The 14,136-nt window shown below is 46.0% G+C and carries 17 protein-coding genes and 1 riboswitch; of the genes, 2 read left to right on the top strand and 15 right to left on the bottom strand.

The window, feature by feature from the left end; genetic code table 11:
• Position 1 precedes the first annotated feature (1 nt).
• From AABI08_RS02650 to AABI08_RS02600, 11 genes are all read right to left on the bottom strand, one after another.
• Positions 2–556, bottom strand: a complete 555-nt coding sequence (locus tag AABI08_RS02650) for a LysM peptidoglycan-binding domain-containing protein (RefSeq protein WP_338343874.1) — start codon at positions 554–556, stop codon at positions 2–4.
• A 74-nt stretch (positions 557–630) separates the two neighbouring features.
• A complete protein-coding gene (locus AABI08_RS02645; RefSeq protein WP_338343875.1) occupies positions 631–1,212 on the bottom strand; it encodes an ECF transporter S component in 582 nt (193 codons plus the stop codon).
• Positions 1,213–1,288: 76 nt separating this feature from the next.
• A riboswitch (FMN riboswitch) is annotated at positions 1,289–1,425 on the bottom strand.
• Positions 1,426–1,623: 198 nt separating this feature from the next.
• Entirely contained in the window at positions 1,624–2,373 is a 750-nt protein-coding gene (locus AABI08_RS02640) for a pseudouridine synthase (RefSeq protein WP_338343876.1), read from the bottom strand.
• Positions 2,366–3,091 carry an SMC-Scp complex subunit ScpB gene (scpB, locus tag AABI08_RS02635; RefSeq protein WP_338343877.1) on the bottom strand — a complete coding sequence of 242 codons (726 nt, stop codon included), beginning with the start codon at positions 3,089–3,091 and terminating at the stop codon, positions 2,366–2,368. The genes AABI08_RS02640 and scpB overlap by 8 nt, the downstream gene beginning before the upstream one ends.
• Positions 3,075–3,815 carry a segregation and condensation protein A gene (locus AABI08_RS02630; protein WP_338344239.1) on the bottom strand — a complete coding sequence of 247 codons (741 nt, stop codon included), beginning with the start codon at positions 3,813–3,815 and terminating at the stop codon, positions 3,075–3,077. The genes scpB and AABI08_RS02630 overlap by 17 nt, the downstream gene beginning before the upstream one ends.
• Position 3,816: 1 nt before the next feature.
• Positions 3,817–4,194, bottom strand: a complete 378-nt coding sequence (locus AABI08_RS02625; protein WP_338343879.1) for a riboflavin biosynthesis protein RibT — start codon at positions 4,192–4,194, stop codon at positions 3,817–3,819.
• Between the two features lie 22 nt (positions 4,195–4,216).
• Positions 4,217–5,104: a site-specific tyrosine recombinase XerD gene (gene xerD / locus AABI08_RS02620; protein ID WP_338343880.1), complete on the bottom strand. Its 888-nt coding sequence runs from the start codon at positions 5,102–5,104 to the stop codon at positions 4,217–4,219.
• Positions 5,105–5,107: 3 nt separating this feature from the next.
• Positions 5,108–5,992 (bottom strand): CvfB family protein, encoded by an 885-nt coding sequence (locus AABI08_RS02615; protein WP_338344183.1) that lies wholly within the window; start codon positions 5,990–5,992, stop codon positions 5,108–5,110.
• A 128-nt stretch (positions 5,993–6,120) separates the two neighbouring features.
• Entirely contained in the window at positions 6,121–6,567 is a 447-nt protein-coding gene (locus tag AABI08_RS02610; RefSeq protein ID WP_168778401.1) for a GatB/YqeY domain-containing protein, read from the bottom strand.
• A gap of 93 nt (positions 6,568–6,660) precedes the next feature.
• A complete protein-coding gene (rpsU, locus tag AABI08_RS02605) occupies positions 6,661–6,849 on the bottom strand; it encodes a 30S ribosomal protein S21 (protein WP_047974532.1) in 189 nt (62 codons plus the stop codon).
• A gap of 288 nt (positions 6,850–7,137) precedes the next feature.
• On the bottom strand, positions 7,138–8,352 hold the full coding sequence (locus tag AABI08_RS02600) for an MFS transporter (protein WP_338343882.1): 1,215 nt from the start codon (positions 8,350–8,352) through the stop codon (positions 7,138–7,140).
• A gap of 96 nt (positions 8,353–8,448) precedes the next feature.
• Between AABI08_RS02600 and AABI08_RS02595 the strand changes: the two genes are divergently transcribed.
• On the top strand, positions 8,449–8,622 hold the full coding sequence (locus AABI08_RS02595) for a hypothetical protein (RefSeq protein ID WP_338343883.1): 174 nt from the start codon (positions 8,449–8,451) through the stop codon (positions 8,620–8,622).
• A 251-nt stretch (positions 8,623–8,873) separates the two neighbouring features.
• Here AABI08_RS02595 and AABI08_RS02590 read toward each other — a convergent pair whose 3' ends face one another.
• Entirely contained in the window at positions 8,874–9,257 is a 384-nt protein-coding gene (locus AABI08_RS02590; RefSeq protein ID WP_338344238.1) for a MarR family winged helix-turn-helix transcriptional regulator, read from the bottom strand.
• A 103-nt stretch (positions 9,258–9,360) separates the two neighbouring features.
• Between AABI08_RS02590 and AABI08_RS02585 the strand changes: the two genes are divergently transcribed.
• Positions 9,361–9,801, top strand: a complete 441-nt coding sequence (locus tag AABI08_RS02585) for a GNAT family N-acetyltransferase (protein ID WP_338343885.1) — start codon at positions 9,361–9,363, stop codon at positions 9,799–9,801.
• 116 nt (positions 9,802–9,917) lie between these two features.
• Here AABI08_RS02585 and AABI08_RS02580 read toward each other — a convergent pair whose 3' ends face one another.
• From AABI08_RS02580 to hisS, 3 genes are all read right to left on the bottom strand, one after another.
• Positions 9,918–10,784, bottom strand: a complete 867-nt coding sequence (locus tag AABI08_RS02580; protein ID WP_338343886.1) for a YitT family protein — start codon at positions 10,782–10,784, stop codon at positions 9,918–9,920.
• Between the two features lie 232 nt (positions 10,785–11,016).
• A complete protein-coding gene (gene aspS, locus AABI08_RS02575) occupies positions 11,017–12,801 on the bottom strand; it encodes an aspartate--tRNA ligase (RefSeq protein ID WP_338343887.1) in 1,785 nt (594 codons plus the stop codon).
• A gap of 3 nt (positions 12,802–12,804) precedes the next feature.
• The gene (hisS, locus tag AABI08_RS02570) at positions 12,805–14,109 is read right to left on the bottom strand and encodes a histidine--tRNA ligase (RefSeq protein WP_338343888.1); all 1,305 of its coding nucleotides are present in this window, start codon (positions 14,107–14,109) and stop codon (positions 12,805–12,807) included.
• Positions 14,110–14,136: the final 27 nt, after the last annotated feature.

The following is a 14,136-nucleotide window of genomic DNA, read 5'->3' as shown; positions in this document are numbered from 1 at the left end:
CTTACTTAATTTTCAAAGCTTGCCCCGCAAACTTTGAATAGTTTTGAGCAGTAACACCAGGATTCAAAGCATAAATCTGGTCAGTGGTTGTACCATGAGTTACCGCAAAGTTATATAACGTTTGGTTGGCACCCAAAGTAGCCGTGTTAGCAGCGGCAGCTGAAGCTGCTGCTTGATCGTCACTCGACTGGGTTGCCTGATTTTGGCTTGATTGGGCAGCAGAATCAGCTTGGCTAGACGAAGTAGCCGATTGACTAGTTGAGGACTGATCAGCACTCGTTGCAGCAGAAGACTGCGAACTAGCAGAAGACGTTGTCGCTTGACTTGTCTTTTTGGAGCTATTGGAACTAGATGTTGTCTTCACTGTCTTTGGTGAATTTTTCATCAATCCATAAATTGGCGCTGACGCTAATAAGACTAGCGACAGCAAGACCAAAATCACAACTAGACCGCCGTGACTTTTTGGCCGTGGTTCTTTTTTAGGCTGCTCCTGATTTTCATGCTGGCGATCAAAACGTTGCCGGCGTGATAATGTTGGTGCTGTTTGGTCGTTCATTTTCAAGACCTCCTATGAGTTCGTTCTTAAATCAAGTCTAACACGGAAGGTTGCTTGAAAATGATAACCTTTTCTTAAGAACGAAAACTTTTCTTAAAGGGTGCCAAGATTGCAACAACCATCACAGAAACAATAAACCAAATCAAGCCTTCCAAAAGATTGAATGGCACGACCATTCCCCACAAATAAACTTTAACGCCAATGAACTTAGCAATATCAAAATTTGCAAAGCTGGCGTAAAGCGGAATGGCCCAAACGATGTTGGCGAGATACGCCACCACGGTCATCGACACAGAGGCAACAACAGCGCTAATTGACTGCCATAACCACTTTGGCCAGCGAACTTCAACCTTTGCCATCGCTGCCAAAACCAGCAAGAATGTCAAAGCAATCACAAGGTTAACCGGCGTCCCAATATAGGTATTGGCCCCTTCATTAAACAAAATCAGCTTCAACAAGGTCCGAATCACCAGTACCCAAACGGCCGATCCAAACCCTAACCAGGAAAAAGCCAGGAAAGCGGGCACAATTGAAAAGTCAATTTTCAAAAACGATGCGCTAGGAATGATCGCAATTTGCGGAAAAATCGTGAGTGCAAAGGAAATTGCACTAAAAATGGCGACCAGGGTGAGTTTTTTAGTAGTGTTTCTTGTCATTTTCTACTCCTCTGGGCCTAAAAAAGGCCCTACTTCACCCGGGGTAAAATAAAGGCCAGCAAAAAAAAGACTGTACTTTAAACTTCTTTATACCCGACTGTACGGTCGGCTCTGGATTCAAACCAGATCAGCTGCCAAGTGGCAGGTCGCGGGCTCATCAGCTGTCGCTGCTTCACCGCCGGTTGGGACTTTCACCCGACCCCGAAGTTTTATATTATATTTGAAACAAGAAATAGTATAGCACAGCTCAAAAAACTTGCCAAGAAAAAAAGATTTTTGCCGTCATAAAAAGCCCTTAACATGGGTTAAGGGCTTGATACCATCAATACAAATCGGCGCCTGCCGAAAACTAGAAAAACGAATTTTATTTTCAGCGATTGCGGACACCACTAATTTTTCAGCAATTTTTTCTTACTTACGGCGCAAGAACCGGTAATCGCCGGCCTTCAAGCGCTTGACTTCATCATGCTTTAAGTCGCGGAATTCACCCGGTTGCAAGCCAATTAAGTCCAAGAAAGCATAGCGGTCACGGCGCAGCTTTTCAACTGGCAAACCAACGGCAGCCAGCATATCCTTGACCTGGTGATTACGCCCTTCATGAATCGTAATTGTGACAAAGGAAACCTTCTTATCCTTATCGGCCTTTTCGATGGCAACCTTGGCAGGAGCCGTCTTCTTACCCTTTAAAACAATCCCGCGCTTTAACGGCGCCAATTGTTCCAGCGTCGCCAATCCTTTGACCTTGGCCGTATAAACCTTATCAACCCGACCCTTGGGGTGCATCAACTGGTTGGCCAAATCACCATCATTGGTGAGCAAGAGCGCACCGGTCGTATCGTAATCCAACCGGCCAACCGGATAAACCCGGGCAGTCACATCATCTAAGATATCGACAACTGTTTGCCGACCCTTATCGTCATGGCTAGTGGTCACAACGCCACGGGGCTTATTCAGCAAGTAATACACATGCTTTTCTTGGCCATCAATTGGCACACCATCGACCTTAACCTCGTCTTGGCGGGTCACTTTGGTACCCAATTGGCTTACAATCTGGCCGTTAACCTCAACTCGTCCTTCTAAAATCATGGTTTCGGCGGCTCGTCTTGACGAAATGCCCGCCTGAGCAATCACCTTTTGTAGTCGTTGACTTTCTTCAGGCATTTTCGCCCTCCTTTTTTGCGGCAACTGACTGGTCATCAGCCAATGTATCCGTTGTCGTATCGTGTTCTTCTTGCGTGACCATTTCGTCGTCTCCTGTCAGGGCCAATTGACCCTCATCAGCTGGGCTTTCAAGAATAGTATCCCCCTGATCATCAATTTGGTCAAAGAGTGCTACCTCGGCCTGGCCTTCTTCATCTAAGGTCACATCATTAATATCTGGTAATTCTGGCAAATCAGCCAACGATTCCAAACCAAAGTAGTCCAGAAAATCAACGGTCGTGCCGTATAAAATCGGCCGACCAATTTCTTCTTTCCGACCAACTGATTCGATTAACTGATGCAACAGCAGTTTTTGAATTGTTCCGGCCGAGCGGACACCACGAATTTGATCAATTTCAACACGGGTAATCGGCTGCTGATAGGCAACAATCACCAAGGTTTCGAGCTGTGCTTGCGTCAACTTGGTGTTAACTGGTAAGTCGAAATAGGCCGAAACTAATTTACCAAATTCAGGTCGGGTAACCAAGACATAGCGTCCGTCAGAGGTTCGCAACATCAATGGCGAATCAATTTGAATCAAATGGGTGGCCAGTTCATCAAGCAAAGCGGGCAACGCCCCCTTATCAAAACCTGTCACCTTAGCCAATTCAGGGACCGACAAGCCATCCTCACCGGCAACAAACAATAACGCTTCAATTTGACTAATCTTCTGATTCATGGTCCACCGCTTTAATTAAAATTTCATCTGTTAAGGCTGCCTGCCAGAGCGTCACTTCGCCAGCCTTAGTGATTTCAAGCAAGCCTAAAAAGGTCATCACTAACCGGTCAGGCGCAAAAACATCATCAAAAAGGGCTGTAAAAGGCAAAGATTCTTCTTTTGGCAGGGCTTGTAATTTTTGGCGAATGGAAACAATACCATCCCCAATTGTATAGGAATCCGATTCCACTTGGCGCACCTTTGGGGCCAAGTCTCGTTGCCGAGCAATCACGCTATCAAAAGCGAGTTGCAAATCGACCATTGTCAAACCAGGAGCTAGCGTGACCGGCTGGTCAACTTCTACTTTATCATCCTCAATTGCCGGACGAACAAAGGAATGCATCCCCGCCTCTTGCCGCTCATCAAAGAAGCCGGTTGCCTGTTGAAAACGTTGGTAAACCAACAATCGGGCAATCAGCTCCTCTTTTGGATCAAGTTCTTCAAAGTTATCTTCAAAATCATCTTCAATCGGCGGTTTTGGTAACAAATCCGTCGACTTAAGATGAATTAACTTGGCAGCCATCACTAGGTAATCTGCCGCCACATCCAACTGCATCGCCTGCTGATCATGGATGAAACCCAAATACTGTTTCGTCACTTCAGCAATCGGCAATTGAAAAATGTCCATCTCATGCTTTCGAATCAAATGCAAAAGCAAATCGAGCGGACCCTCGAAGTCGGTAATCTTAATTGTGAGACTTGGGTTTTGAATAATGCTTTCTCCACTTATCGATATACGTTTGGGTGCTTAAGGTGCCCATCACCGTCTGGTCAGGATTGAGTTCCTGCAAGTCCGTCAACATTTGCGCGTGAGTGGCCTTCTTCGGGGCACCCGGCGTCAAAATCAGGTGACGAACAACTAGGACATTATCCTTGTAACGCTCAAAACCAAGCAAGCCGTTAATCGAGTCTTGCTGGTCAGGCTGCCAAAAGAAAAGCTCCATCTTAGGCTGCTGGTATAAATTTAAGACCAACTTCATATGGTCTAAGTTCTTATATTCTGGTAAAAGGGAAAAGAGGCCCATGACCGTCTTTTCATCATCTGGTCTTGTCGAAATTAACATGGCTGACTCCTTTACAAGCTACTCAGGCACGCGGATGAAATTGGTCATAGACCTGGCTCAACCGCTTCTTTGAAATATGCGTATAGATTTGCGTGGTTGAAATATCGGCGTGGCCCAACAACTCCTGGACAATCCGCAGGTCTGCCCCGTTTTCCAGAATGTGGGTGGCAAAAGAGTGGCGAAGCGTATGCGGCGAAACATCCTTTTTAATGCCAGCCTGGGCCACTAATTTTTTAATTAACTGCCAAACACCCTGTCGAGATAACGACCGGCCGTGATCGTTAACAAAGAGTGTCACCGTCCTCTGGCTCTTAACTAAGGTCGGACGAGCACTTTGCAAATAGCGGTTAATCCAGTCAACCGCCACTTCGCCAATCGGCACAATCCGCTCTTTGTCACCTTTTCCCAGGGTTTGAATCAGCCCTAAGTCCAAGTGTAGGTCATCAAGCTTGAGATTAATCAATTCCGAAACACGCAAACCCGTGGCATATAGCACTTCAAGTAACGCCCGTGTTCTTAGACCCAAAGGGGTTGAGACATCAGGTGCCTCTAACAACAAATCGACCTCTTCCACCGACAAAACGGCTGGCAAGTGTTCCGCCTTCTTAGGGGGCTTAATATTCAACATGGGGTCATGTTCAATCAAACCCTCATTTTTCAAGTAAGCGAAGCACTTACGCAACGAAGTAACCATTCGTGCCACCGAGGTATTGGCCCGCTTTTCTAACCGCAACTGATTTAAAAACGCCAGGACGACTTGGTGATCAACCTGGCGCCAAGTCTTCTGATTTTTCTTTAAAAAAGCACAAAAGTTGGTTAAATCCTGACGATAAGCGGTAATCGTGTTTTTTGAAAGGCCACGGTCGACCTGAACGTAATTCAAATAGTCTTCCATCACGTCCGGTAGCATTGACTAATCCTTCTGGCCGGCCTCAGTCAACTGGATGCCGCCGTCGACTTGGGTAATCAACCGTTCCTTGTACAAGCGACCCAAAGCCCGCTTGAACTGTGACTTTGAAAAGCCGAATTGAGCTTTAATCGCTTCTGGATCGGACTTATCGTTAAATGGTAAGAAGTGGTCGGCCTTACGTTGCAGCTGAATCAGCAAGAATGAAGCATCGTCATCCATCAACTTATAGGCCAGGGGCTTCAGCGATAGATTAACGATTCCGCGATCGTTAACACCCAAGACACGAGCCTTTACCACCTCGCCCAAGCGTGGTTCTTGTTCACGCTGTGAAGGGTGAATGAAGCCAAGTTGGTAATCAGCAGTCAAAACCAGGGTTCCAACCAACTTGTTGCGGTAAACCGTAGCTTCCACCTGGTCACCCTTGTTAATGCCAGCACCCAGCTTTGCTTGGCGAAAAACCGCTTGGATAATATCTTGTTGGGCTAATTTTCCCCACAAACGACCCTTGTTATCTTCCTTGATGGCTAATAAAAGGCGATCCCCAGTCTTTGGCCAAAGGTCTTTAATTGTTGGCAAATCATCTAATGAAACGACCAAATCTTTGTTAGGCAAACCGATGTTCACGAACACCCCTAAATCATGACGGGCATTCACAACCGTTCCCCATGCGTACTGATCCTTTTGAACAGCAGGAATCGTCTTAGTAATCTGGAGTCGGTGGCCCTCATTTTGATAGGCAAAACCGGTTACAAAACCGCCAACCTTCAAAGGCTTCTCGAGTTCACTCTTATCAATTTCATAGGTCACCCCATCGACTTGAGCAAAAAAGTATTGACTGTTTTCATCGGTCACTGATGCCTTAATGACTTGTCCTAGTGTTGTATCCATTCTTTATCCTTTTCATGCAGGTAACCAAACAAATCAGCTACCAGTAGTTACTTTTATGTATGCAACCCGGCTGATTACTGATAATCAACAGAATTGCTTTTTTGACATATTGGTTTTGAAAACCAACTTTACTTGGCCAAAGCGGCCTTTACTTGGTCAGCGACAAACTTGCCGTCTGCCCGACCCTTGGTTTGACCTGAAACCATGCCCATGACCTTCCCCATATCGGCTGGTCCAGTTGCACCAGTCTTTTGGATGGCTTCTTGAACGATTTGCTTAATTTCGTCTTCTGACAATTGTGCTGGCAAATATTTGGCCAACACATCCAATTCACCTTGGGTAGCTTCGGCTAAGTCATCACGGTTCCCAGCCTTAAATTCAGCAATTGAGTCTTTGCGTTGCTTTACTTCGCGCGCCAAGACGGCCAATTCTTCTTCTTCCGTCAAGTCGTGACCCAAGTTAATCTGTTCGTTCATGACCGCTGATTTGATTTGGCGAACAACGGCAAGGGTTTGCTTATCCTTGGCCTTCATTGCCTCTTTCATATCCGCTTGAACCTGTTCTAATAAGCTCATCAATCTTCTCCTTAGTGTGAGATTACTACTTATCTAATAGTCTACCACGAGACCAAATAAAAAACGCCACCAAAGCGACGTTTTTTGGCCGAATTAACGGTTCTTCTTCTTCTTGTTGCGCTTACGTGCAGCTTCAGACTTCAACTTGCGTTCAACTGAAGGCTTTACATAGAATTCGCGCTTGCGGTATTCTTGGAGAGTACCGTCCTTTGAAACACCACGCTTGAAGCGGCGCAATGCGTCATCCAAAGATTCGTTCTTGCGTACAATAACCTTTGCCATGTCGATCCCCCTCCTTCCTCGCATTTTACTTCGTATGTTAAACGATATGCATTAAAGACCTATATATTATCTCAATTCTAAGCAAGAAAGTCAACTACTTTTTGATAATAAAAATCAGGATTGGCCGCTGTGGCAAAAAGTATACTCTCGGCCACCACATCACTTTAACAGGCCTTAGCCGGCTTTTGCGGGCACCGGATCTTTCGCGACCACCAAATTATCTTGACAGCTTTTAGCCGTTTTTCCATACGCCCTTCTTTCGTGACCACCAGATAATCTTGACAGCCCTTAACTGCTTTTCCGTACGCCCTTCTTTCGTGACCACCACATCAGCAAAGCCGTTAACAGCATTAAGGCAAACATCAATTCACCGTACAGACGGATGCCCCCATCCAGAGCTGATTTTGGACCAATGACGTTCAAGGCAGACACGATGGCTGGCGCCAAAGCAGTTCCGGCGTTACAGCCAACCAACAAAATCGAATTCGCCAAACCCGCCATTCTTTGCGGAATCCGGTTGGCAATGGTATCAAATAAGTAAGTCCCCGCCATAGGATATGATAGTCCAACCACAATTACAGACAAAGTCAGCGTCGTTAGACCACGCGCCGAATAAAAGAAAACTGCGCCCACACCCATGAAAAAAAGACCGAATAAAAAAATATAGCGGTGCAAAAAGTGAAAAAAAGTACCAAAAAGGAAACCCATCACCATCGAAGTTAGTGTATAAACCGTAATAATTACTGAAGATGTCATACTTCCACCAAGATGGTGCGCCAAAACTAGGTATGGTGTGTACACATTAACGATTGACATCCCAACCGTTAACAGACCACAATAGATGGCGGAACCAATGATTGGTAATAAGTATTTTGGCTGTTCATGCTTGGTGACCTGGGCAGCGTCAGCGTTAGCTGATTTTTGTCGTGGCTGGTATTCGGGGACAACTTGAATAAAGCCCCACCAAACAATGAATAATAAGGCATAGGCCAAGAAGGAAACCTGCCAAGAAACAGCTAGCAAGGCACCCACGCTCAAGTTGACTAAAGTAAGGCCAATCGGTTCAAAGGCGGACCGGTTGCCCAACATCTGAGCCTGGTCCTCGCCCTCATAAACGAAGTCAATTAAGGTGATTGCTAATGAATTGACCAGGCCAATGCCGACTCCGAAAAGCAGTCGAGTTGCAAAAATCAGCCAAAAGTTTGTTAACACACTTGGCAAAATACCCGTCACGGCCATCAAAAGAATCCCGGTGCTAATCACTTTCTTAATGCCAAAACGATTGGCTAGCTGACCAGAAAACAACAGCACTACTAACGCCGGGATTTGTGGGATGGTCGCCAATAAATTGACCATCGTTGCTGGATAATTAGAAAAAGCTTTCTGTAAGGCTGGTAAAGCTGGTGCAATTCCCTTACTAGTCGCAATACTTAATGACACCGCTAGAATCCAAAATCGATGATGACGGGTATTTGGGTCCCAACGACTTTGCGTGTTTGGCATTGAATTTCCTCCTTCTATTTTATTTTCTTAATTTCATTGTACCGCCTTTCGTGAAAAGTGACACAGGCCCCCTCATCTTTAAAAGAAGCAACTGCTATGCCTGCGCAGTCTGATTTTTTAATACAAAACAACCGTGAAAGTTCTGCTTATAATGGTGAATTTAACCGCAAAAAAGGACAAACCTGTTTGTTAAAAGAAGCAATTAGCGGCCCGTTGCAGACCAAGGAAAAAAGTGTACCGGCCTGGACACCAACAACCGTGTGTAAATGAACTGTTGTCGCTGCAATCAGAATCACAGGCGGTACAAAGGCCACCAGTTGCGCCCAAGCAAAATGCCGCTGCGGTCCACAGGCCATTGCCGGCAGTTGAAATAATTGAGAGTGTGTTACCAAAGGCAACCAGCACCAAACCCAGTAAAAAGAACATTAGTCGCGTTCGAATATGATTATTTTCCAAAAGCATCTCCCGTTTTTATTCGTACAGTTGCATTTGCAACTGTACCTGTTAAAATAAAGCACAGCTTAACTGTGCAAAATTTTGTTGAGTATTTTGTTCAAACTAGCTAACTCAGCCCCGGATAAGGTCGCTAGCCGTTCCTTAATATACTGCCGCTCCAGTTTGGCTAGAACCTCGTAGCGGCCACGCGCCTTTTGCGTCGGGTAGAGTTGCTTATAATTTTTATTTTGAGCATCCGTTACTTTATCAATATAACCTCGGTCATCCAGTTTTTTCAAGGCCCGACTGAGCGTCGTCTTATCAACCTGGATTAATTCCGCCAAATCAGACTGGGTCAGGCCCTCGTGCTCCACAATGCGAATCAAATACAAAAACAGATTGTTTTCTAATTGGTACTGACTGGCAGCCAGGTTCATCTCCTTGGTGGCCCGTCGTGAAATCGAACCCATTTGACGAAACACTTCTAATTCAATCACAGACAAGCTCCCTTTTACGCGCAACAGTTGCATATGCAACATCATTATACAGGAAAAAAGAAAGAAGATGAGACCAATGTGGCAAAAAAAGACTATGGACAACCTAACCGCCGATGAATTCTATCAGACGCTCAAACTTCGTATCGATACCTTTGTTGTCGAGCAAAACCGCATTTACCATGAACTAGACGAAAACGATCCAAAAGCCATTCATGTTTTTTACCAAGAAAACGTAAAACAGCCCGCCCTCGCCTATGCTCGCATTTTTGAAAATGGCGACCACGTCACCTTTGGCCGTGTCGTAACGGCTTCAGAGGCCCGCGGTACCGGTCTTGGCAACCAGTTAATGACTCAAATTTTAGCTGTTTGTCAGGAAAATTGGCCAACTCAAACCATCGAAATTGAATCACAGGAACAGGTTGTTGGTTTTTATGAAAAATTTGGCTTTACGGCTATCGGCCAGCCCTTTATCTTTGAAGGAACGCCCCATGTCACGATGCACCGTGAAGCAAAGTAAAAAAATTCCCCTGGTGTTGATTTTTAATTTATCAGATTCCTTTAACCGCTTCAAAGGTTCAAAAAAAGCGTCTCGATTTTTTACCAAATCGAGGCGCTTTTGCTTTGTTAAATTTTTTATGGTTCCGGTTCGTAGAAGCGACCACCCGTATGCTCAACCTTTGACTCAGAGTAAAAGGCATTTGGATCAACTTCCTTGATAGCATGACGTAATTCCGGCAACTCGTGCTGGGTTACCACTGTTAGCAAGATTGACCGGTCACGACCAGTGTAGCCACCGTGAGCGGAATCGATAATCGTGACACCACGACGCATCTTGTTTTGAATCGTGTCCGTCATTTCTTCTGGCTTATTCGTCACAATCATTTCTTGAATTTGTTGTTGGTGAGTATAGAACAAATCAATAAAGTGTGCCGAAACAACCACACCGATGATGGAATAAAGGGCGTATTGCCAACCATAGGTCAAACCAGCCCCAACCATAATCAAGGCATTAAAGGCCAAGTTGACTGAGCCAACCTTCATCCGGAATTGATGCTTTAATTCCATTCCAATGATATCCAGTCCACCGGTACCAACACCACAGCGCAAGGCAGTTCCAACAGCCATTCCGTTAATCCCACCACCAAAGATAGCGTTAATCAAAGGGTCCGGCGTCAGCACTGTTTTTGTCGCAAACAGAGGCACAAAGGCCGCCGAAAGCAAAACCGCCATCGCCGTAAAGATGGCAAAGCGTTTCGACAAGGTAAACCAAGCCAAAAGCAAAAGTGGCATGTTCACCAGAGCAATCGCCCAGGCAACATTAATTTTTCCGCCAGTTAACGTGTCAACCAATTGAGCTAAGCCGGTAAAACCAGACGAATAGACGTGCCCAGGCAGCCAGAAGTAATTCAACGCCAGCGATAGCATAATGGCATAAAAGAATGCTCCCACGACCTGATGGAAGTAGTAGTGATCGAGATTTTTTCCTATTTTCCGTATCATTGTGTTTTGCTAGGTTAACTAAGGACGGTCCGACCAATCCTTAATCCCTAACCCTTTTGACCAACTTAAAAGCCTGGTCCTTAGCCTAACGACGCAAATCCGCCGTTCGATACATATATTTTAACAAGATTAGAAAATATTTGAAGAGTAATTTTATAAAAAACAGACAATTTTAATCAAAAAATCAGTAAAAACGGTATCAAATCAAGTCTGATACCGCTTTGTTAAGTTTTTACTTATTTTCAGCAGAAGTTGGCACTTCCAAACCAAGTTCAAGTAATTGCGCACCAGCAACCGGTGTTGGTGCTTCCGTCATTGGCTCTGTAGCCTTTGAGTTCTTCGGGAAGGCAATCACTTCACGAATATTATCTTGGCCTGCCAAGAGCATTGCCAAACGGTCCAAGCCCAGGGCAATGCCGCCCATTGGTGGGAAACCATATTCCATTCCTTCAAGCAAGAAACCAAAGGCCTCGTTGGCTGATTCCTTCGTAAACCCAAGCGCCTTGAGCATCTTTTCTTGAATATCCGTTCGGTGAATACGGATAGAACCAGAGCCCAATTCATAACCGTTCAAGACCAAGTCATAAGACTGGGCGTGGGCCTTGTGTGGGTCTTCGCCTTCATCTAAGTAATGCAAGTCTTCTTCGTTTGGCATCGTGAATGGATGGTGGGCCGCAATCCAACGGTCAAAGTCTTCTGAGTATTCAAACAATGGCCAGTCCACAATCCAGGCAAAGCGCCAAGGGTTTTCTTGGTCAACCAAGTCCAAATCAGTTGCCGTTTGGCGACGCAAGTAGTCCAATGAAGCAGCAACAACATCCGCACGACCTGCACCGAAGAGCAAAAGGTCTCCTGATTTGGCACCACTGGCTGCCAAAATGGCTTGACCAGCTTCGTCCGCAAAGAACTTAGCAATTGGGCCGTTCAAGCCGTCGTCCGTCACCTTCATCCAGGCCAAGCCCTTAGCACCGAAGCGTTCGATGTACTGGCCCAACTTGTCGATGTCCTTACGAGAATAGTGGTCTGCCCCACCAGGAACGGCAATGGCCTTGACAACCCCACCATCCTTCACGGCGTTGGCAAAGACGCCAAAATCAGAATCCTTGACCGTTTCTGACAAGTCCTTAATTTCATAGGCAATACGCAAGTCAGGCTTATCAGTACCAAAACGATTCATTGATTCCTGCCAAGTCAAACGTGTAATGTCTTCAACCTTTAAGTCGAAGTCCACAACGTCCTTCATGATTTGCTGAACCCAACGACCCACCAATTCTTGAATTTCGGCAGCAGACATGAAAGAAGTTTCCATATCCAACTGCGTAAATTCAGGTTGACGGTCACCACGCAAGTCCTCATCTCGGAAACAACGGGCAATTTGGAAGTAGCGGTCGAAGCCAGCACCCATCAAGAGTTGCTTGAAGAGCTGAGGTGACTGTGGCAAGGCATAGAATGAACCAGGATAAACTCGGGAAGGAACCAGGTAATCGCGGGCTCCTTCGGGCGTTGACTTGGCCAAGTATGGCGTTTCAATATTGATAAAGTCATTTTGGTCCATAAAATGCGTGGCAGAAGCCATGATTTTTGATCGAACGCGCAAGTTCTTTTGCATTTCTGGACGGCGCAAGTCCAAGTAACGGTACTGGAGCTTCAATTCTTCCCCAGCATTCACGCCATCTTCGATATCAAAGACCGGCGTCTTGGCCTCTGCGAGAACCTCGGCCTTGGTTACTTTAACTTCAATGCCACCAGACTTAATCTTCTTGTTTTCCTGGCCTTCTGCACGGGCAACCACTTCACCCTCAATCGCCAAAACGTATTCGTTACGGGCACTCTGAGCCACATCAAGGGCTTCCTGGTTAGCAGCGGAAAAAGTTAACTGAACAATTCCCTCACGGTCACGCAAGTCAATAAAGACCAGGTCGCCAAAGTTACGGCGCTTTTGTACCCAACCAGCCAACGTCACCGTTTGGCCGATATATTGTTCATCAACTAAACCAGCATAAGTCGTTCGTTTCATTTCTTATTCCTCCTCTGCTTCCAGTGCCTTCACAATCCCCGCCAAGTCGTCTTGAACCTTGGCCAAGTCCAAATCAGCTTGGTGGCCGGTCGCCATATCCTTGATCTGAACCTGATTTGTCTTGACTTCCTCTTCACCCAAGGTAATCACAAAGCGAGCATCACGGCGGTTGGCCGTTTTGAACTGTGCCTTCACTGACCGACCCGTAAAGTCCAAGTCAGCAGAATAACCCAAATCACGCAACGCAGTAGCCAATTCAAGCGTCTTTGCTTGCGTATCCTCGCCAATGTGCACAAGATAGAAATCAAGGCCTGCTGGCTTCATTTCTGCTTGTCCCTGAGCCTGCAACAGTGAAATCAATCGTTCCACACCCAAACCAAAACCGATTCCTGGTGTTTCTGGTCCGCCAAATTCTTCAACCAAACCAGAGTAACGGCCACCACCAGCAATAGTTGCAGCCCCCTTCAAGTTTGGATCTGTCGTCATGACCTCAAAAATCGTGTCGTTATAATAATCCAGGCCACGAACCATGGTTTGATCAATTTCATAATCAATCCCCAGGTCGTCCAAGTAACCCTTAACCGCTGCAAAATGAGCTTTTGATTCTTCTGAAAGGTAATCAAAAATGGTTGGCGCATCCGCAACAATCTTTTGATCGTTTTCATCCTTAGAATCTAAAATTCGCAAAGGATTCTTTTCCAACCGAGTCTGTGAATCCTTTGACAATTCAGCAGCGTGAGGTTGCAAGTAAGCAACCAGCGCATCCCGGTAGGCTTGACGTGAACCTTGGTCTCCCAAAGTATTCAAGGCAACCTTCAAATCCTTCAACCCTAGTGAAGCCAAGTACTTAACGACCATCGTAATCACTTCGGCATCCAAGCTTGGTTCCTTTGAGCCAAACGCTTCAACCCCGATTTGGTGGAATTGACGGAAGCGACCGGCTTGAGGCCGTTCATAACGGAACATTGGGCCCATATAAAAAATCTTGTATGGACTTTCGTGTTCTGGCCCAAAGAGCTTGTTTTCCACATAAGCGCGAACGACACCGGCCGTTCCTTCGGGACGCAAGGCCATGTGACGGTCACCCTTGTCGTTAAAGTCATACATTTCCTTGGTTACAACATCGGAAGTGTCTCCGGCCGAACGAGCATAGACGTCAAAGGCTTCAAACATCGGTGTTCTGATTTCCCCGTAACCATAACGGGCAAAAATCTTCCGTGCTTGTTGTTCAATTCGCTGCCATTCGCGCACGTTTTCTTCAAATAAGTCCGCGGTCCCCTTGGGCCGTTGAAAATTAGCTTTTCCCATCTCATCTATTCGACGCCAATGCGTCGC

This window comes from Fructobacillus evanidus (genome assembly GCF_963580165.1).
Classification (GTDB): Bacteria; Bacillota; Bacilli; order Lactobacillales; family Lactobacillaceae; genus Fructobacillus; species Fructobacillus evanidus.
The sequence above is the reverse complement of the archived record's forward strand: the minus strand, read 5'-3'. Positions and strand labels throughout refer to the sequence as shown.